Source organism: Streptomyces sp. AC512_CC834, from assembly GCF_019049325.1.
Classification (GTDB): Bacteria; Actinomycetota; Actinomycetes; order Streptomycetales; family Streptomycetaceae; genus Streptomyces.
In genome coordinates this window covers 1-18,502 of the sequence record NZ_JAGMUO010000007.1, presented here as the reverse complement: position 1 = coordinate 18,502, position 18,502 = coordinate 1, and the positions used below count along the sequence as shown (strand labels likewise).

The window sequence follows — 18,502 nt, the reverse complement described above, 5'->3', positions numbered from 1 at the left end:
GTGAAGATCCACGCACGCCCTCTTGTACGACCGGCGCTCATGGGCTTTGTTGACCCGCATGGCGGACACCACGGGCAACACGGCAGACGTAGGCGTATCGGGCGGGGCCGGATCGGCTCCTCGTAAGTCCAGTTGGCGCTACATCGGCCCCGGCATCGTCGTCGCGGCGACCGGCGTCGGCGCCGGCGACCTCGTCGCCACCCTCATCGCGGGCAGCAACTTCGGCTACACCCTGCTGTGGGCCGCGGTCATCGGCTGCCTGGTGAAGATCTCCCTCGCCGAGGCGTGCGGCCGATGGCACCTGGCCACCGGCCGCACACTCTTCGACGGCTGGGCGAGCATCGGCTCCTGGACCACGTGGTTCTTCGCGATCTACGCGGTGATCTGGGGCTTCGTCTACGGCGCCGCGGCGATGTCGTCCAGCGCCCTGCCGCTCCAGGCGCTCTTCCCGGACGTGATGGACCTCGAATGGTGGGGCATCGCCTGCGGTCTGGTGGGCCTGGTCTTCGTCTGGTTCAACAAGTACAACGTCTTCGAGAAGGTCATGACGGTCCTGGTGGGCGTCATGTTCGTGATCACGGTGTACCTGGCGATCAGGGTCACGCCCAACCTGGGCGACGCCTTCGCCGGACTCCTCCCGGTCCTCCCGGACGAGAAGGACTCGGTCCTCAACACCCTCGGTCTGATCGGCGGCGTGGGCGGCACCATCACGCTGGCCGCGTACGGCTACTGGGTCAACGCCAAGGGCTGGACCAACACCGGCTGGATGAAGGTCATGCGCCTGGACAACCGGGTCGCCTACGCCACGACCGGCATCTTCGTCGTCGCGATGCTCTTCGTCGGCGCCGAACTGCTGCACTCGGCGAACATCGCGATCGCCGACGGCAGCAAGGGCCTGATCCAGCTCGGCGACATCCTGGAGGACCAGTACGGTACGGCGACCGGGAAGCTCTTCCTGATCGGCTTCTTCGCCACGTCCTTCACGTCGCTGATCGGCGTCTGGCACGGCGTGAGCCTGATGTTCGCCGACTTCCTGGCCCGGCGGCGCGGTGAACGGGAGGCGCGGGGCGACGAACTGGCCTCCGGCCGCCGCGAACGCTCCTGGACCTTCCGCGCCTACCTGCTCTGGCTCACCTTCCCGCCCATGATCCTGCTCTTCCAGGACGAGCCCTTCCGCCTGATCATCATCTACGGCGTCCTGGGCGCCGCCTTCATGCCCTTCCTCGCCCTGACCCTGATCTGGCTCCTCAACTCCTCCCGCACACCCCGCGAGTGGCGCAACGGCAGCCTCAGCAACGGCATGCTCGCCATCGCCGGCCTGCTGTTCCTGGTGCTGTGCGTGAAGCAGGTCTGGGACCAGCCGTGGTCGGAGTTCTTCTAGACGGGCCGTCTACCGCAACTTGTCCCACTCCTTGCTGAGCGCGATCTCCCGCAGCTGATCCATGGTCAGTGCGGGGGTGTCGCGGGTGGGCTCGCCGTGCGCGGCAGCATTGTTGAACGCGCCGATCACCACGCGGAAGCCGTCGGAACCGGGCCGCATGGTGTCGACCGTCCACATCACGACCCCCGGGACACGGTCGTCTCCGATCCCCTGGTGCGTGGCGAGGCGGGTCCCGTCGGGAAGGGTCTCGCCGGACGCGTAGAGCCGGCCCGCGACGTCGTCCATACCGTGCTGCACGTTGATCTGGACGAGGCTCGCGCCGCGGCCGTCGTCGACGACGACATAGGAGTACTCGGACTCCTGGCCGCCCTTCTTGACCACGTCCAGCTTCCCGGGGAGCAGACCGACGAGCGTCTCGGTGATGTCCTTGCCCGGGACGGCAGGGGGCGGCCCGGCGCCCGGGGAGGCGGACTTGGAGGGTTGTGGGGCGGTGGGCACGGCGTCCACCACCGCACGCCACACGTCGGCCGTGACGAGCTCCTTCAACTCCTCCGTCGACAACGGCGGGTCCTCCCGTGTCGTTGGTGCGCCCTTCTGGGCAGGGGCGTTCCACTCGCTCACGGTGACGTGCTGCCCCTCGGCCGTGACGAGGTCGGCGGACCAGAGCTTGGTGTCGACGCGCCGGTCGGGATACTCGTAGCCCTGAAGCAGCCTGAGCAGCGAGCCGTCGGGCAGCCTGCTGGATTCGCAGTCGTCGTACGGGGTGAAGGTCTCGTCCGGGCACTGTGTCAGCTCACGGGCCTGCGGGCTGCCGGGCTCGACCCGGTCGAAGCCCATGCCGATCGCGGCGGCACCGTCCCCGTCGTCGTGGACGAGATGCACGTACGGGCCCAGCCTGTGGTCCGATCCCCGGGCGTCCTCCTCACTGAACTCGCCCTTGGGAAGCAGTTCCTCAAGGCTCTTCAGGAGGGTGTCGCCGGAGACGGGCGCCGGGGCGGCCGAGGCGGACGGGCGCGCGGTGGCACCGGAGGCCGCGGTGGAACGCTCGGTGCGGGAGGGGTCCCCCGACGGCATGAGCAGCGCTCCGCCCACCCCGACCAGGGCGACCCCGGCCACCCCGCCGAGCACACCGGCCCGGCGTCGCGTCCGCGTCCGGCGCCCGCGTGACTTCCCACCGGCGACGAGGGCCGCCGGGTCGGCCCGGAACACCCCGCCGGTGTCGCGCAGGGCGGCGGCGAGCCGCTCCTCGAACGGGTTGCGATCCTGGCTTTCGGACATGGCGAACCACCCTTTCCGCATGGTGAGCGTTGCGAGAGCCGAAGCGTGTGGACGACGTGCGAGGGGCGTCAGGGTCTGGCGTACTCCGGTAGGTCCTCGCCCAGCAGTTCCCGCAGCCGGCCGAGTGCCCGCGAGCATCGCGTCCGCACCGCCGCCGAACTGACGCCGAGCACGTCGGCCGTCTGCTCGACCGAGCGGTCGTCCCAGTACCGCAGGACGATGACGGCCCGGTCCTTGGCGGGCAACCGCGCGAGCGCGTCCAGCAGCGTCAGCCGCAGGGACGCGTCCCCGTCACCGGCGCCGGGCAGGTCGGGGAACACGTCCGTCGCCCGCTCCCCGCTGCTGCGGCGCCGCCGGTGGGCGAGGAAGGTCCGGGTGAGCACGGTCTGCGCGTACGCGGCCGGGTTCTCCACCCGCGACACCCGCCCCCATCGCACGTAGAGCCGCCCGAAGGTCTCCTGCACGAGGTCCTCGGCCAGATGCGTGTCCCCGGCGGTGAGCAGACACGCGGACCGGTACAGATGCCCGGCCCGCGCCGCCGCGAACTCGGCGTACTCGTCCGCCCGCCCCTGCCTCATGTACGCGTTCCCCCGTTGTCACCGCTGTCGTGTACCGCCTTCACTTCATCGATGCGGTGGGCCCCGGGAAATGTTTCATACGAGATTCACAGCAGGTGGTCGGCCTTGCCCGCCTTGATGTCGAGGATCATGCTGCGCAAGGCGCCCCGGCTGTCGGTGAGCGGGGCGTCCTCCTCACCGGCTATGGCGATGTAGGCGTTGCCGGTGGCGTCGGTACCGAGGCGGAAGCAGGAGTTTCCCTCGCCGCAGAAGGGCGCTTCCCAGGTGATGTCGCTCATCTGGCGTCTCCTCAAAGGTCGTTGGAGATATCGCGGATGAAGTCACGGGACGCCGCTGACGACAGGGCGATGCGCTCCATCCAGTCCAAGTGGGCACGGTACTTCGCCAACTGAGCCTCGGCATGCAGGAAATCCGGCCCGTGCGAGCTGTCGACCTGCACCGTGTCCAGCTGGGCCACCGGCCCTTCCGCGTACAGCACGGTCTGTCCGGCTCCGGGGAAGGCGCCGGCGGCGAAGGGGATGACCAGCACGGACACGTTGCCCTGCTCCGACCTCTCCAGCACGTGACGCAGTTGTGCCTTGGCCACCTCGCGCCCACCGAACTGCATGCGGAGTGCCGCCTCGTGCACGATGGCGACGAACGGCGTCGCGTCGGCACCCTCCAGTACGTTCTGACGCTCCACTCGGTGGGCCAGGCGCAGGGCGACCTCGTGCTCGGGCAACTGCGGGATGACGACACGGAAGACGGCCATCGCGTGGTCCGAGGTTTGCAGCAGTCCCGGGATGTGCATGGAGTAGGCGGCCCGCATGTGCACGGCGTGTTCCTCCAACTCCGCGATGTCCAGCATGCCCTGGGGGAGGGACCCGCGGTACCTCTCCCACCAACCCCGCCGACCCACTGTGGCCATCTTCACCAGGGCCTCGACATACCCCGCGTCCTGGCAATCGCAGTTGCAGGCGAGGGTGCGGACCCTCGCCGGGCTGATGGCGCGCACTCCTGACTCGATGTGCGAGATGGCGCCTCGGTCCACCCCCAGCAGCCCTGCGGCGAACTCCGCGGACATACCCGCCGATGTGCGCATGCGTCGGACCTCGACCCCCAGCCGCTGCTGACGTGTTGTGGCTGACGCCCTCGCTCCCATGCCGTTCCCCTCCGCCTGCCGTGGTGAGCAGTCTGCCGTGCGCACATACCGATACCCACGATCGAGCGCATTTTTCACTGACAGGTGCCAAATTAGGCCCACGTGTCGATACATTCGGTGACGCACACGCTACACAGGGCGGTCGGCAGTGCATCGCGCAAGCCTGCTCGCGCGACGGAGCCACCGACCGCCGACGGATTGCGCACTCACGCACGCCGACGAAGGAGTCGCCATGCCCCCGTCCCGTTGCCCCATCGCCCCGACCTTCCCGGCGGACCCCACGCCGCCCATCCCCGAAACCCTGGCCTACAGCTTCACGTTGCCCGCCGCGCTGTCCAGCTCCGCGCTGGCGAGGGCGGCGACGCGGGAGGTGCTGAGGGCGCACGACCTGGCGGACGTGATGGACCCGGCGTTGCAGGCGGTCGCCGAACTCACGGCCGTGGCCTGCCAGTTCGCGGAGTCGGAGAACTACTACCTCACCCTGCGCTACCGGTTCTCATCCCTCCGGGTGATCGCGTATGACAGTCACCCGCGCCACACCAGCCCCCACCTGGCCACGGCCTGCGACACGCGCCGCCGCGCGGCCCTCCGTCTCCTGGCCTGCGTCTGCCGCGCCTGCGACGGCACATGGGGCTTCGGCGAGGCACGGGAGCCGGGCGGCGGCACGCGTATGTGGGTGACCCTGCCGAGGGCGGGCGCGGCGGCGTACGGGGCGCCTTGACTGCGTACGAAGCGACGGCGCCGCCGGTGATCTCTCTCGCGTACGCAGTACGGGTGAATGAGCCGCTGTTCGGTTCGGGGCGAGTGGCGAGTCTTTTACGGTCGGCGAATGGATCACAGCGCTGCGGGAGAGACCCTGCGGCGGGGGGACCGGTGGGAAGGCACACCTGATGTCGGGGTTGGGGAAGTCGCCGGACGCGCTCGGGGACCGACCGGGCCGCTGTCGCACGACCGGGGCGTGGGCCTGGGGCGTGGTGGGTGCTGCCTGCTGTCTTGTGGGAACGGCGCTGAATCTCAGCGGGCCGTGGGCGGCCGGGAGCGCGGTGGCGCGGATGGTGGCCTTGGGGCCCTCCCTCGGTTGCTGCGGGTTGGCGGCCTCATTGGTGCTCCGGGCGCGGAGTACGGGCGGACGGGTGCGGACGCGTCTGCTGTTGCTGGGGGGTTCGGCGGTGGCCGGGGGCGTGTACCGGTGGACGGCCGGCGTGTTGTCGGCCCAGCCTCCGGATCGGGCAGGCGACGAGGGATCGCTGCTCGTCTCCGTGGTGGTCACCGGAGTGACGCTGACGGTGGGTCTGGGGACGGCAGGTCTGGTCGTCGCGGCCGACACCGGCACGGGCAGGCATGTGTTGCTGCGGCGCGTGTGCGACGGACTCGTCACGGCCGGGGCCGTGTTCATGACGGGATGGGTGCTGCTGCGATGGGCCGGCGACGGCTGGCGGCTCGGGGCGGGGATGATCGGAGTCCTGTGGACCGCGGAGGTCGTGTTTCTCAGCTTCCTGTTCACCCTGCGCCGTCTGGTACGCGGCGATCTGAGAGCCCACTTGTGGGTGGGGATCGCCGGGCTGTCCCTCATGCTGGTCGGCGACACCCTGCGACTGTGGACGGCCGGCCCGCCCGGCCCGGGAGCGATGTCCTGGCCGCTGATCGACACCTGCGGCGCCGTGGGCCTGCTGGTGATCGCGGTCGGCCCGTGGCTGCCCGGCGGCGCGAGCGTCCTGGGCGCCGCTCGGTCGACGTCGCGATGGGGGATGGAGGGTGCGGCGGCCTTCGTCCCGCTGACGGTCTGCACGGTCACGGCGCTGGGACAAGTGCTGGATCCCGCTGCCAGTGACCCGGTGCCGCTGCTGGTCGGCGGGGCGGTGCTGCTGAGCCTCTGGGCACGCCAGAGCCTCCTGCCGAGCGAGGCCATCGGAAACGCCGGCTGAGCCCCGCGAACGACACCGTTCCGGGGGTGATTGGACAGTTTGTGCCGGGCGACACGCCGCGCAGACGGCGTGTCGCCCGGGACAGACTGTCCAATCGTTGGGGGAACAGGCGGAGTTCCTCTAGTCGGCGCGGCGGTAGGACAACGGGGTCTGGTCGTCGCCGACCACGTTCACGGTCAGCCGGTCGGTGCTCTTGAGCCGCAACGTCCTTGTGTTGCCGCCCTCGCACTGGTCCTCCGGTTCCGCGGCCGTGACGGCCATCGGGCCGAGCCGCACTCCGGTGTTGGTGGCGTTCACCAGTACGCTCTCCCACTCGCAGTGGTAGGCCGGTCCGTCAGCGGTCCACGTGGCCGCCACCTCGCCGTACGCTCCTTGCTCCAGGACGAGGGACGTGCTCTCCCCGGGATCGGCGGCCTCGTACTGCCAGGTGCCGAGGAACTCGGTCGGGACGGGCGTGTCGGACGGTTCGGTCTTCTTGAGGGTCGCGGTCTCGCTCCCGTCGCCGCTGGTCCAGGTGATCGAGCCGTCGTCGCGCAGGCGCAGGGTCTGCTCGCCGCCGTCGCCGCAGCCGTCCTTGGGGATGCTGGTGACCGCGCGGGACTCCAGCACCATCAGGTTGTCGAACGAGACGAGCTTGGCGGCGCCGAAGCACAGCAGGTCGTCGAAGGAGTTGAACGTCGTCGCGACGTCCTCGCCCTCGATGCCCTGGGTGATCGTGATGCGCCGGAGCGAGCGGGTGTCCCCCTCGGAGTCCTTGCCCTCGCCCTGCCAGGTGCCCAGGTACGAGTCGGCGATCGAGCCCTCGATGGAGGCCGAGGGCGCCGGGCTCGAGGCGGAGGTGTCCTCCTCGTTCCGCGAGGGGTCGGCCGTGGGCTCTTCGGCGCTGTCGTCGGCGGACTGCTCGGAGCCGCCCGTCGCCGTGGCGCCGGCGTTCTTCCCGGCGCTGGTGTTCTTGCCGTCGTCCTTGTCACCGCCCAGGCTCATGGCGGCGTACGCGATGCCGCCGGCGAGCAGGACGACGGCCAGGGCAACGGAGCCGACGACCAGCCTGGTCCGCCTGCGGGCCGCCCGGTTGGGCGCGGGGGCCGGGGACGGCATCGGCACGGCGTCCCCGAACACACCGAGCGGCGGCGCCACTGGCGTAGGCGCGGGCGACTGGGCAGGGGTGGGACCCGGCGTCGGTTCCACGGCAGGCGGTGCCGGGCTCACGGCGGCCGGGCTCGGGTCCGGCGTGGGCTGCGGGGTGGCCGGCGCGCTCGCCGGCGGCAGAGCGGCGGGCGGAGTGGAGGGCGGCGTCGAAGGCGGAGTGGAGGGCGGTGTCGAGGACGGAGTCGCTGATGGTGGAGCCGTCGCCGGGACCGGTGGCGCCACGGGCGGCGGCGGTCCGGCCGCGGGCGGCCCGGTGACGGGCATCGGCGGCACGGCCGGCGGTACGGCCGGCGGCGTGGGGACGGTCCGGGTGCCCGGCGCCTCCGAGTCCAGCAACTGGGCCGCCCTGCGCCCCAATTCCGCGATCAGACCGGCCGGCAGCCACGGCTCGGTGTCCGTGCTCGCCGCGTCGGTGTCCGTCCGCTCCACCAGCTCGGCGGGTGTCGGCCGGGCGGCGGGATCCTTGGCCAGGCAGTCGCGCACGAGTTCCGACAGGCCTTCGGGCAGGCCGGACAGGTCCGGCGGCTCCTGCGCGATCCGGTACATCACCGCGTGCATCCCGCTGTCCGACGAGCTGAACGGCTGGCGCCGGGTCGCCGCGAAGGCCAGCACCGAGCCGAGCGAGAAGACGTCGCTGGCCGCGGTGAGCGGCTCGCCGCGGACCTGCTCGGGAGACATGTAGCCGGGCGAACCGATCACCGCGCCGGTGCGGGTCAGCTTGCCGTCGGCGGTCACCGCGTCGAGCGCGCGGGCGATGCCGAAGTCGATGACGCGCGGCCCGTCGATCGTCACCAGGATGTTCGCCGGTTTGAGGTCGCGGTGGACGAGGCCCGCCCCGTGAACGGCCGTGAGCGCCTTGGCGAGCCGGTTGGCGAGGATCCGCACCGACCGCTCGGGCAGCGGCTCCGGCCGCTCGGCGATCACCGCGTGCAGCGACGGCCCGGGCACGTACCCGGTGGCGACCCACGGCGCGTCGGCGTCGGTGTCCGCGTCCAGCACGGGCGCGGTCCACTCGCCGCCCACGCGCCGCGCGGACGCGATCTCCTGCGCGAACCGCCTGCGAAACTCCGGTTCCGAGGCTAGTTCGGAACGGACCAGCTTCACGGCGACGGTGCGGCCACCGGCCGAGCGGGCCAGATAGACCTCGCCCATGCCGCCCGCGCCGAGACGGGCGAGAAGCCGGTAGGGGCCGATACGTGACGGGTCGTCGGGTCTCAGCTCATCCACGGCCCGATCCTCGCACAGCAGTCAGGCCAGGACAGGTCGGAAGATGTATCGGCCACTTCTGTATCCCGCTCGTGACCTGCGGTCTCCACCGAGGGACCGAGCCCGGATGCGGGTCGTCTTCACAGCAGGTGGTCGGCCTTCCCCGCCTTGATGCCGAGGATCATGCGGCGCAGTGCGTCCCGGCTGTCGGTGAGGGGCGCGTCCTCTTCACCGGCTATGGCGATGTAGGCGTTGCCGATGGTGTCGATACCGAGACGGAAGCAGCTCGCTCCCTCCCCGCAGAACGGCTCTTCCCACGTGATGTCGCCCATGGTGCGTCTCCTCACAGTCCGTTGACGACGTCCCGGATGAAGTCGCGGGATGCCTGCGGAGACAGGGCGATGCGCTCCATCCGGTCCAGGTGCGTACGGTACTTCGCGAGTTGAGCCTCTCCGCTGAGGAATTCCGGTCCGTGGGTGCTGTCGATCTGGACGGTGTCCAGTTGAGGGAGCCGCACGGCCGGCCGTGCGGAGAGCGCGATCAGGTGCTCCAACTGTGCCGCGCCTGCGACGGCACAGGGGGCTTCGGCGAGGCGAGGGAACCGGGCGGCGGTACCCGCATGTGGGCGACCTTGTCGAGGGCGAGCGCGGCGACGTACGGAAGGCCTTGACGACGTACGTCACAGTCGGTCTTTGCCGTTCCTTGACGCCGCCCATACCTCCCGCATAACCGCCCTTACTACCGTCGTCTGGTTGGCAAGTGCACAGAGCGAATCACGGGGGAGGGCCCGCATGGCGGACCTGGCAAAAGAGGCTGCGTCGATGCACAAGGCGGCGTCGGGGCTGCGTGGGGTGGGACACCACATGGCGAAACCGTTGCAGGAGTTCGAGTCCGCATCGCACGACCTGTCCGCCCTCGGGGCCCTGGGATCGCTCCTCGGTGCGAAGGACGACATCGAGGAGGGTATGACCACCCTCGCGAAGCTGACGAAGCACCTGGACGAGGAGTGGGAGACGGAGGCGAAATTCTTGGGTGACGTCTCCGACGCCTTCGACCTGCTCGACGTGCTGCTGACGGCCGCGGCCCGGGCGAAGAAGGGCTGAGCGGGGCGTGGTCGACCTCAACCCGCTGCACTACATCGACAAGTTCAACCACATGTTCGGCGACACGGTCGCCGACGGCTTGGAGTTCCTGGGCATCACGGACCCGGCCGTGGACCCGGACGGCGTCAGGGAGATCGCCAAGAAATGGCGCGCGCTGGCCAAGGGCCTGGACGACGCGGCCGAGGCGGCGCGCAAGTCACTGGCGGACGTCGAGTGGGAGGGCAAGGCGGCCAAGGCCCTCCACAAGCGGGCCAAGTCGGCTCGCAAGCAGGCCACGGAGATGGCCGACTCCCTCCGCGAGGGCGCGAAGGCGCTGGACGACTTCGCGGACAAGGCGCACGAACTGCTTTCGGAGATCGGCGTCATCCTGGTGGAGATCGCCGAGCTGGAACTGGCGGGGCTCGCTCTGTCCGTGCTGACCGGCGGCACGTCGGCGGTCGTCTCGACGCTGATGGCGGGTTCGCGCGCGGCGAAGGTGGTCGCGCTGGTCGCCCGGATCGAGCAGGAGGGCACCGTCCTGGCGTCCGCGATCCGCGGGGTGATGGAGGTCATCCGGGCGGTGGAGCGGGCGCTGAAGACGCTCAAGGAGATCCGCGGGGTCGCGGCGGCCGGGAAGATGGCGAAGGAGGGCATGAAGTTCTCCGCCTTCGACACGCTGCTGCGCGACCCGGAAGCCTTCAAGGACCCAGGAAAACTCGCCGGCATCCTCACCGAGGGCGCCCTGCTGGGCGTCGGCTTCGGCGCCCTGGGCAAGGCCCTCGGCAAGGGTCTCAAGGCCCTCAAACCCGCCGAACTGGCCAAGCTCAGCAAGGGCTTGAAGCTGAACTGCGCGACGTTCGAGCGGCTGAGGCTCAACCCGGGCTTCAACAAGCTGCCCGCCTCGATCCGCAACGAGATCAAGAAGTTCGTCCGAGACCCGATCGACGTCGCCACCGGCGACATGGTCCTGGCCCGCACCGACGTGTCACTGCCGGGCGTACTGCCCCTGATCCTGGAACGGACGCACCTCTCCTCCTACCGCTGGGGCGGCTGGTTCGGCCCGTCCTGGGCTTCCACGCTGGACCAGCGCGTGCAGGCCGACGACGAAGGCATCGTCTACGCAGCGCCGGACGGCGCCCGTATCTGCTTTCCGTTTCCCGATCCGGAGACGGGCAAGGCGGTACGCCCGGAAACCGGAGGTTCCCGCCTGACCCTCGCCTGGGACGACGATCTCGACGGCGCAGTCCGCATCATCGACCCCGACTCCAGACTCGCTTACGTCTTCCACAGCCCTGTGCCCGCTGCCGACGACACCACCGTCGATCTTCCCTTGCAGCACATTGAAGACCGCAACGGCAACCGCATAACCATTGCCTACGCCGCGGGCGGTGACATTCCCACCGCTGTCATCCACTCCGCCGGTTACCGCATCGCGATCGACCACCACCCGGCCCTGGCCCGCATCGTGGGCCTGCGTCTGCTCGATCCCATGCGCCCGGAGAGCCCAGGCACGCCCCTGCTCGCCTTCACCTACGACCGGCAGGAGCACCTGGTCTCGGAGGTCAACTCATCTGGTCTGCCGATGCGTTACACCTACGACGCAGTAGGGCGAATCACCTCCTGGGCCGACCGCAACAGCACCATGTACCGATACACCTACGATGACGCAGGCCGCGTCGTGGCTACCGACGGTACCGGTAACGCCCTGTCTTCCACTCTCACCTACGACGACGCGACCCGTTCCACCCGCGTCACCGACTCGGTCGGCTACACCCGCGTCTACGTACACGACGAGGCGCTACGCCTCACTCGCGAGACTGACCAACTCGGCCACGTCACCGAGCAGGAGTGGGACGAGGACCTGCAACTCGTCGCGGTGATCGACCCGCTTGGTCACACCACCCGGTACGGCTACGACGAGTTGGGCCGGACGGTGTCGGTCACCCGCCCGGACGGTAGAGCGGTCCGAGCCGTGTACAACGAGCTGGGCCTTCCGACGACTGTCACCCAGGTGGACGGGACAGAGTGGCAGAGGAAGTACGACGAGCGTGGCAATCTCATCAGCGTCACAGACCCGTCGGGAGCGGTGACCCGATCTCGCTACAACGAGAGCGGTCATCTCACGGCAGTTGTTGACGCGCTCGGGCACACCGTCCGCGTGCACTGCAACTCTGCCGGACTGCCCGAGTGCATCACCGACCCACTCGGCGCTACCACGCATTACGCACGGGATGCTTTTGGTCGGCCCGTCGTCTTCACCGACCCTCTCGGCAACGAGACGCACATGCTCTGGAATATCGAAGGCAAACCGACAAGGCGCTCCGGCCCGGACGGCAGCACCGAGTCCTGGACATACGACGGCGAGGGCAACTGCGTCAGCCACACCGATGCGATGGGTGGTGTTTCCCTCTTCGAGTACACGCACTTCGACCTGATGTCGGCCCGCACCGGTCCGGATGACGTCCAATACCAGTTCACGTACGACGCAGAGTTGCGTGTCACGACGGTCGCCAACCCGCAAGGCCTTACGTGGACGTACACCTATGACTCAGTCGGCAACCTGATCGCGGAGACCGACTTCGACGGTCGAACGCGCTCCTATACGTATGATGCGGTCGGCCACCTGTGCCGTCGCACTGATCCCCTCGGCTGCGTGGTGGAATTCCAGCGCAACGAGCTGGGCCAAGTCACGCAGAAGAACGCGGCGGGACAGGTCACGGCGTACGAGTACCACCCTACGGGTCCGCTGGCGCAAGCCAGCGGACCGGGGACGACCCTCTCCCGTGTCCTGGACAGCACGGGTCGCATCCTTTCGGAATCGGTCAACGACCGTACGGTGACGCACCTCTACGACAAGTTGGGTCGCCGCACCGGCCGCACCACACCTGTCGGTGCCATCACCAGTTGGACGTACGACGCGGCGGGCAACCGCATCCAGATGACGATCTCAGGCCGCAACCTGGGCTTTGTCCACGACCCGGCCGGCCGCGAGTTGACCTGCCAGATTGGCTCCACGCTCGGGCTGGCTCACACATACGACCGTCTTGGCCGCCTGTCAGCACAGTCGGTGACGGCCGGGAACGGTCACCAGGTTCAAGAACGGGCGTACACGTACCGTGCCGATGGCAGCCTGAGTGGGGTCGAGGATCAGCTCTCCGGGACGCGCCGCTTCGACTTGGACCCGGCAGGCCGGGTAACGGTGGTGCACGCTGCCGAGTGGACGGAGTCGTACGCGTACGACGCGGCGGGCAACCAGACCTCCGCGTCCTGGCCGTCAGCGCACCCGGGCCAGGATTCCGTTGGCGAGCGCAGGTACCAGGGAACCCGCGTCACGCGCGCGGGCAACGTGCGCTATGAACACGACGCGTTGGGGCGCATCGTCCTCCGCCAGAAGACCCGCCTCTCACGCAAACCCGACACCTGGCGCTACGAGTGGGACGCCGAAGACCGCCTTGTCCAGGTGACGACCCCCGACGGCACTCATTGGCGCTACACCTATGACCCGCTGGGCCGACGCACCGCCAAGTTCCGCCTGGCCCACGACGGCGAGACGGTCGTCGAGCGCGTCGACTTCACCTGGGACGACAGGTTCCCGTGCGAACAGACCACTGTGTCCCCTGCTCTGCCGAACCCGGTTACCCTCACGTGGGACCACCAGGGCCTGCGTCCCATCGCTCAAACGGAACGCGTCACGGTGGCGGACGCACCCCAAGAAGAAATCGACTCCCGCTTCTTCGCCATTGTCACCGACCTGGTCGGCACTCCCTGCGAACTCGTCGGAGAGCAGGGCGACATCGCATGGCGGGCCCGCAGCACCCTGTGGGGCGTCACGGCCTGGACCGCGAACAGTTTGACGTACACGCCACTGCGGTTTCCCGGTCAGTACTACGACCCCGAAACGGGACTTCACTACAACTACTTCCGCCACTACGACCCAGAAACGGCCCGCTACCTCACGTCGGACCCCCTTGGGCTTGAGCCGGCCCCGAACCCCCTCTCCTACGTTCACAACCCCCTCACATGGTCTGATCCGCTGGGCCTCGCGCCGAGATGTTTGAGCGTGACAGGCAAAGAGGGAAAGGATGTAACCGAGGACTTCATATCTGGTTCGGCCGACGGGAAAAATCTGGCCGATCAGTTGCGAAGAGAGTCGTCAGGTTCCATTTTCAATGCGGATGGATGGCTCACTCCTCAGGCACTCAAGGAGTCTCGGCGTGTGATTCCCGGTGACGAGTTGGGTAATCCTGGAGTGCGTGAACTCATGATTTCAGACGGGAGTAGACTCAGCGATTGGGGTAAATATACGACCAGGACGCATCAGTCGCCGTACGGAGATTATCAAGTTCATTACTATTATAATCCCGTTACAGGGAGAGTGCTGAAGTTTGACTACAAGGTCATCATGAACAGAAGGTGATGGAAGTGCGTGCTCGATTCAATCCTTCAGGTGTCGGTAATCCCGAGATTCTCCAGGGGGGTGACGCACTTAAAGTGGACCGAGAGTATGTGGTCCTCGAAGTGTTTGCTCCCATTGAACGGAGTCCAGAATTCCGGATCGAATTCATTGAGGGCGAGGGTTCGGCCTTGTTCGACAGCAGGGCGTTCACTGTGACGTCCTCTTTGCTTCCGCCGTCCTGGCGCTACGTCCAGTTCGCGACGGGGTCATTCTCCTTGCGTCCGGAGCCGTGGGGCCGGCCGGGCTTCTGGGACGCGTACTACGATGGCGATCCGCAGGCCCGCGAGATCTTCGAGGTGGAAAAGCGAAGAATTCTTTCTGATTCATAGGGGGCTTCGGCCCGGGCAGGCCCCCGGCGCACAGGACGCCAGAGGCCGGAGCCGGATCAGCCGAACCTACGGCAGCGCGTGCACATGCGCCCCCACCGCACTCGACCACCCGTTGCCCGCCGTCGCGTCCCAGTTGGTGGACCAGGTCATCGCGCCCCGCAGGTCGGGGTAGGTCTTCGACGGCTTGAAGGAGCCGCAGTTCGTCGCCTTGGTCAGGCAGTCCAGGGCGGCGTTGACCACCGACGGGGAGACGTAGCCGCCGCCCGCCGCGCGGGTGGAGGCCGGCACGCCCAGGCCGACCTGGGACGGGGCGAGGCCGTTCTCCAGTTGGATGCAGGCCAGGGCGGTGAGGAAGTCGACCGTGCCCTGGGCGTAGACCTTGCCGTCGCAGCCCAGCATCGTGCCGCTGTTGTAGTACTGCATGTTGACGACCGTGAGGATGTCCTTCACGTTCAGCGCCGTCTGGAAGTACGAACCGGACGCCGACTGCATGTCGATCGTCTGCGGAGCCATCGTGAGGATCATGTCCGGGCCCGCCTTCGCGGACAGGGCACGCAGGGCCTGCGACATGTACGTCGGGTTGAGACCGTTCTCCAGGTCGATGTCGACGCCGTCGAAGCCGTACTCCTGCATGACGGAGTACACGGAGTTCGCGAAGTTGGTCGCGGAGGCGGCGCTGTTCACCGAGACGGTGCCCTTCTCGCCGCCCACCGAGATGATGACCTTCTTCCCGGCGGCCTGCTTCGCGCGGACGTCCGCCTTGAACTGGTCGACCGTGTAGCCGCCGAGTCCGGCCGAGTCGAGGTTGAAGGTCACCGCGCCCGGCGTCGTCGTCGCGTCGGCGAAGGCCACCGCGATGATGTCGTACGCGGACGGCACGTCGGAGATCTTCTGGACCGTCGCCCCGTTGTTGAAGTTCTGCCAGTAGCCGGTCACCGCGTGCTTGGGCAGGTCGCCGCCGCCCCCGCCGTCGTCCTGCTCCTTCGTACGGGCCGTCACCGCCGCCGACTTCGCCGACTCACCGGCCGGGTTCGTCGCCGTGACCTGGAAGGCGTACGAGGTCGAGGCCGCGAGGCCGGTCACCGTCGCCGACGTGCCGGTCACCGCCGTCACCTTCGTACCGTCGCGGTAGATGTTGTACCCGGTGGCGCCCGACACCGCGTTCCAGGCGAGCGAGGCCGAGGTGGCCGTCGTACCGGAGACGCTCAGGCCGGCCGGGGCCGACGGCACCGTGGGGTCGGGGTCCCCGTCGCCGCCGCCTCCGTCGGGGCCGAAGACCGAGAGGTCGTCGGCGTAGTAGGCCGACTGTCCGTACCAGCCGTGCGTGTACACCGTCACGGAGGTCGTCGAGGAGCCGGTGGTGAAGCTGGTCGTCAGCTCCTTCCAGGAGGCCGAGTCCGGGGTCCAGGTCGACACGTCCGTCGTACCCGTGCCCGTGACGCCCAGGTAGGTGTACCCGCCCTGCACCCAGGCGCTCAGCGTGTACGTCGAGTTGGGCTTGACCGCGACGCTCTGCGAACAGCGCGCGTTGTCCTGCCCGGCCGGGGTGGCCTTCAGCGCGGCGGAACCCGCGTGCACGGGGGAGGCGACGGTCGTGCCGCTGTTCGCCGAGCAGGTCCAGTCGCTCATGCCGGACTCGAATCCGGCGTTCTTCGCGTTGTTGACGTCGGCGGCGGATGCCTGGCCGACGGCCGTGACCGAGAGCGCGAGCGCGGCGGTGACGGCTCCCGCCCAGAACCTAGTTCGTCTGCCGAGCCGTCTGCGTACGGGATCCACTGGGGCCTCCGGAAGGGGTGGGGAATGGGGAGAGGGAGTGGGGAGAGGGAGTGGTGGAGCGGGGGTGGGAACGGCGGCCGGCCACCGCTGAACGTCAAAGGTGGTCCAGACCAATTGCACTGTCAAGAGGTAGGTACGGACCAAGTACGGCCGAGGGGGCATTCGTTCGGCGCATACGATGTTCTCCGCGTAGTTCTCCGCGCAGAGAGTTCTACGAGGCGACGACGGGGGCGGGGCATGCGCAGGGGCTTGGGCGGGGGATTGACGAGAGGTGGCAGGGCGGTCGCCGTCGTGCTGGCGGCCCTGATGCTGACCGGCCTCGCCGCGGGCTGCTCGGACGACGCTCCGAGCGGGTCCGGGGAACCGTCCGCGAACGGCAAGGACCGCCCGGCGTACGCGAGTCCGCTGCTCGAAGAGCTGGCGCACGTCGAGACCTCGACGGATGTGCGCGGGGTCGAGTACGGCGATCTCGCTGCCCAGCGAGCCGCATCCGGTGGAGGGCGGCCCGGCGAAGCGCTGGAACGGCTGACGGGAATCGGCTGGTCGCAGATGGCGCGCTACGACCGTCAGTTGCGGGAGCAACTCGGCCTGGACTCCGCGACGGCGGACCGCGCGCTGCAGGTCGAGGGTGACGTACCCTCCTCCGGCCGCCTCGTCGGGGCGGACCTCGACACCGGCAAGGTGGCCGCGCGGGCCGAGAAGCTGGGCGCGCGCCGGGACGGCGAGATCGCGGGCCTGGACGCGTGGCGGCTCGCTCCGGACGGACGCGTCGATCCGGAGGGGCTGGCCACCGGACTGAGCCCGGCGTTCAACGTCCTGGCCCTCGGTGAGGGGACCTTGGTACGGGGCGCGGGCAGTGCCGCCGTACGTGCGCTCAGCGCCGACGGCGGCAAGGGAACCCTGGCCGCCGACCCGGCGTACGCGGGCGTCGCCACCTGCCTGGGCACTCCCCTCGCGGCGGTGATGACGGGAAGCCCCCGTGGGGCGGCGGACCGAAGCGGGACTCCCTTCGTCCTGGGAGCGGGGGTGACCGGTACCGACGCCGCACACCTCGGCCAGGTCGCCTGCCGGGACACCTCCTCCGCCCGGGCCGCAGACGCACTCGCCGCCGCGGTGCGCGACCGTCTCGCCGGCTCCGCTCCCAGTGGCGACTCGGCCCCGTGGCGCGAGCTTCTGCCGGGCGCGAAGGTCGAGGTCGTCGGCGGCGACGCCCACACGGTCCGGATCACCGGTACCTCGGCGGGCGGTCCGGTGCTGCTGATCGAGTCCGTGTCGCGCGGGGACCTCCAGGTGCTGTTCGCCAACCCGTGACCCCGGCGGGGTGACACATCCCGATTTGATGGTTCTTGTGCGGCCCGAGTTCTTCGTGGGGTACGCAAACGGTGTTCTCCGGTCACAGACGCGTGGATACAGTGCTCAGGTAGTCACGCAGTGAAGTCATCCGGGTGTGCCGGAGTAACGCCGGCGGACCGACGGGCATGGGGAGACGGGGAGCCGCGCGTGCCAACTGCCATTGCCGTGACCAGTGCCGACATGGCACTGCCGCCACAGGACGAACGGACGCTGCCCGCGGTCGTGCTCCAGGACCTCGACCAACGCCCCCTGGACCACGCGCTGGGCGAGCTGCAGTCCCTGATCGACCAGCACGGACACGTCATCGTGGTGTGCTCGCAGGCCGTCCCGGCGAGCGTGGAACGACGGCTGCACACCGTCCGCGCCCTCCTGGAGACCGACCGCATCGCCCTGTTCCGCCCGCCTCTCCCGCCGCTCGGAATCGCCGTACTGGCCCGCCAGTTGCGCCAGTTGGCCTCCTGCGACCTCAGCCCCGGCGTCCTCGCCTCCGCAGGCCGGCTGCTGACCCACTACATCCACGCCGGCGCCCTGCTCGGCTCCGTCGCCCGGCTCGACCGCGTTCCCGTCGACCTGAGGGCGCACGCCAGGTCCTGGGTGCCCGGCAGTCAGTTCGGCGTCGTCGCGCACCCCGCACCGCAGCTCGTGAAGATCGGTCCCGAAACCGGCCTGGACGGACCCGAGTTCGGGACCTGGCTGCTGGTCGCCAAGGGCCAGCTCCCGTCCGACTGGGTCACCGGCACCCTCGCCCCGTCCTGGCGCGTGCAGGGACTGCGCGAGATGGCCCTGCCCGCCGAGTCCGCCGACTGGTGGGGGACCGGACGGCTGACCGAGTTCTGCGCCTACCTCCC

The 18,502-nt window shown here is 69.1% G+C and carries 15 protein-coding genes and 1 pseudogene; 8 read left to right on the top strand and 8 right to left on the bottom strand.

Going from position 1 to position 18,502, the window contains the following annotated elements; all coding sequences use genetic code 11:
* Positions 1 to 58 precede the first annotated feature (58 nt).
* Positions 59 to 1,381 (top strand): Nramp family divalent metal transporter, encoded by a 1,323-nt coding sequence (locus tag KUM40_RS00565; protein WP_217161622.1) that lies wholly within the window; start codon positions 59 to 61, stop codon positions 1,379 to 1,381.
* A gap of 9 nt (positions 1,382 to 1,390) precedes the next feature.
* Here the strand turns inward: KUM40_RS00565 and KUM40_RS00560 are convergent, their stop codons facing one another.
* The 4 genes from KUM40_RS00560 to KUM40_RS00545 form a co-directional block, all read right to left on the bottom strand.
* Complete coding sequence (locus tag KUM40_RS00560) at positions 1,391 to 2,659, bottom strand: hypothetical protein (RefSeq protein WP_217161620.1); 1,269 nt, start codon at positions 2,657 to 2,659, stop codon at positions 1,391 to 1,393.
* A 68-nt stretch (positions 2,660 to 2,727) separates the two neighbouring features.
* Positions 2,728 to 3,237: a SigE family RNA polymerase sigma factor gene (locus tag KUM40_RS00555; protein WP_217161618.1), complete on the bottom strand. Its 510-nt coding sequence runs from the start codon at positions 3,235 to 3,237 to the stop codon at positions 2,728 to 2,730.
* An 86-nt stretch (positions 3,238 to 3,323) separates the two neighbouring features.
* Positions 3,324 to 3,515, bottom strand: coding sequence for a hypothetical protein (locus tag KUM40_RS00550; RefSeq protein WP_217161616.1), 192 nt, complete (start codon positions 3,513 to 3,515; stop codon positions 3,324 to 3,326).
* An 11-nt stretch (positions 3,516 to 3,526) separates the two neighbouring features.
* Positions 3,527 to 4,378 carry a helix-turn-helix transcriptional regulator gene (locus tag KUM40_RS00545; RefSeq protein ID WP_217161614.1) on the bottom strand — a complete coding sequence of 284 codons (852 nt, stop codon included), beginning with the start codon at positions 4,376 to 4,378 and terminating at the stop codon, positions 3,527 to 3,529.
* Between the two features lie 232 nt (positions 4,379 to 4,610).
* On the opposite strand from KUM40_RS00545, the gene KUM40_RS00540 reads away from it, so the two are divergent.
* The gene (locus tag KUM40_RS00540) at positions 4,611 to 5,099 is read left to right on the top strand and encodes an ATP-binding protein (protein ID WP_217161612.1); all 489 of its coding nucleotides are present in this window, start codon (positions 4,611 to 4,613) and stop codon (positions 5,097 to 5,099) included.
* Between the two features lie 412 nt (positions 5,100 to 5,511).
* Positions 5,512 to 6,303 carry a hypothetical protein gene (locus KUM40_RS00535; protein ID WP_308401021.1) on the top strand — a complete coding sequence of 264 codons (792 nt, stop codon included), beginning with the start codon at positions 5,512 to 5,514 and terminating at the stop codon, positions 6,301 to 6,303.
* A gap of 120 nt (positions 6,304 to 6,423) precedes the next feature.
* Here the strand turns inward: KUM40_RS00535 and KUM40_RS00530 are convergent, their stop codons facing one another.
* The 3 genes and pseudogenes from KUM40_RS00530 to KUM40_RS00520 all read right to left on the bottom strand — a co-directional run.
* The gene (locus KUM40_RS00530) at positions 6,424 to 8,679 is read right to left on the bottom strand and encodes a serine/threonine-protein kinase (RefSeq protein WP_217161608.1); all 2,256 of its coding nucleotides are present in this window, start codon (positions 8,677 to 8,679) and stop codon (positions 6,424 to 6,426) included.
* A gap of 119 nt (positions 8,680 to 8,798) precedes the next feature.
* Positions 8,799 to 8,990 carry a hypothetical protein gene (locus tag KUM40_RS00525; RefSeq protein ID WP_217161603.1) on the bottom strand — a complete coding sequence of 64 codons (192 nt, stop codon included), beginning with the start codon at positions 8,988 to 8,990 and terminating at the stop codon, positions 8,799 to 8,801.
* An 11-nt stretch (positions 8,991 to 9,001) separates the two neighbouring features.
* Positions 9,002 to 9,217 (bottom strand): annotated as a pseudogene (locus KUM40_RS00520) (Scr1 family TA system antitoxin-like transcriptional regulator); the annotation flags it as partial.
* 232 nt (positions 9,218 to 9,449) lie between these two features.
* Here KUM40_RS00520 and KUM40_RS00515 point away from each other — a divergent pair.
* From KUM40_RS00515 to KUM40_RS00505, 3 genes are read left to right on the top strand one after another with little or no spacing between them, the layout of a single operon-like run.
* On the top strand, positions 9,450 to 9,761 hold the full coding sequence (locus KUM40_RS00515) for a hypothetical protein (RefSeq protein WP_254394324.1): 312 nt from the start codon (positions 9,450 to 9,452) through the stop codon (positions 9,759 to 9,761).
* A 7-nt stretch (positions 9,762 to 9,768) separates the two neighbouring features.
* Complete coding sequence (locus tag KUM40_RS00510) at positions 9,769 to 14,157, top strand: DUF6531 domain-containing protein (protein ID WP_217161601.1); 4,389 nt, start codon at positions 9,769 to 9,771, stop codon at positions 14,155 to 14,157.
* 5 nt (positions 14,158 to 14,162) lie between these two features.
* Complete coding sequence (locus tag KUM40_RS00505; RefSeq protein WP_217161599.1) at positions 14,163 to 14,525, top strand: hypothetical protein; 363 nt, start codon at positions 14,163 to 14,165, stop codon at positions 14,523 to 14,525.
* A gap of 66 nt (positions 14,526 to 14,591) precedes the next feature.
* Here KUM40_RS00505 and KUM40_RS00500 read toward each other — a convergent pair whose 3' ends face one another.
* A complete protein-coding gene (locus KUM40_RS00500) occupies positions 14,592 to 16,301 on the bottom strand; it encodes a chitinase (RefSeq protein WP_217161597.1) in 1,710 nt (569 codons plus the stop codon).
* 237 nt (positions 16,302 to 16,538) lie between these two features.
* Here KUM40_RS00500 and KUM40_RS00495 point away from each other — a divergent pair, with 237 nt between their 5' ends.
* Both KUM40_RS00495 and KUM40_RS00490 read left to right on the top strand, forming a co-directional pair.
* Complete coding sequence (locus KUM40_RS00495) at positions 16,539 to 17,612, top strand: hypothetical protein (protein WP_217161595.1); 1,074 nt, start codon at positions 16,539 to 16,541, stop codon at positions 17,610 to 17,612.
* Between the two features lie 189 nt (positions 17,613 to 17,801).
* Positions 17,802 to 18,502, top strand: a 701-nt coding sequence (locus KUM40_RS00490; RefSeq protein ID WP_217161593.1) for a hypothetical protein, incomplete at its 3' end; no start/stop codon positions are given.

Bases quoted from the DNA above. Each gene is read 5' to 3' on its own strand.
- KUM40_RS00560 (WP_217161620.1), bottom strand. From the start codon at position 2,659: ATGTCCGAAAGCCAGGATCGCAACCCGTTCGAGGAGCGGCTCGCCGCC.
- KUM40_RS00550 (WP_217161616.1), bottom strand. From the start codon at position 3,515: ATGAGCGACATCACCTGGGAAGCGCCCTTCTGCGGCGAGGGAAACTCC.
- KUM40_RS00525 (WP_217161603.1), bottom strand. From the start codon at position 8,990: ATGGGCGACATCACGTGGGAAGAGCCGTTCTGCGGGGAGGGAGCGAGC.
- KUM40_RS00515 (WP_254394324.1), top strand. From the start codon at position 9,450: ATGGCGGACCTGGCAAAAGAGGCTGCGTCGATGCACAAGGCGGCGTCG.
- KUM40_RS00540 (WP_217161612.1), top strand. From the start codon at position 4,611: ATGCCCCCGTCCCGTTGCCCCATCGCCCCGACCTTCCCGGCGGACCCC.
- KUM40_RS00495 (WP_217161595.1), top strand. From the start codon at position 16,539: ATGCGCAGGGGCTTGGGCGGGGGATTGACGAGAGGTGGCAGGGCGGTC.
- KUM40_RS00565 (WP_217161622.1), top strand. From the start codon at position 59: ATGGCGGACACCACGGGCAACACGGCAGACGTAGGCGTATCGGGCGGG.
- KUM40_RS00555 (WP_217161618.1), bottom strand. From the start codon at position 3,237: ATGAGGCAGGGGCGGGCGGACGAGTACGCCGAGTTCGCGGCGGCGCGG.
- KUM40_RS00545 (WP_217161614.1), bottom strand. From the start codon at position 4,378: ATGGGAGCGAGGGCGTCAGCCACAACACGTCAGCAGCGGCTGGGGGTC.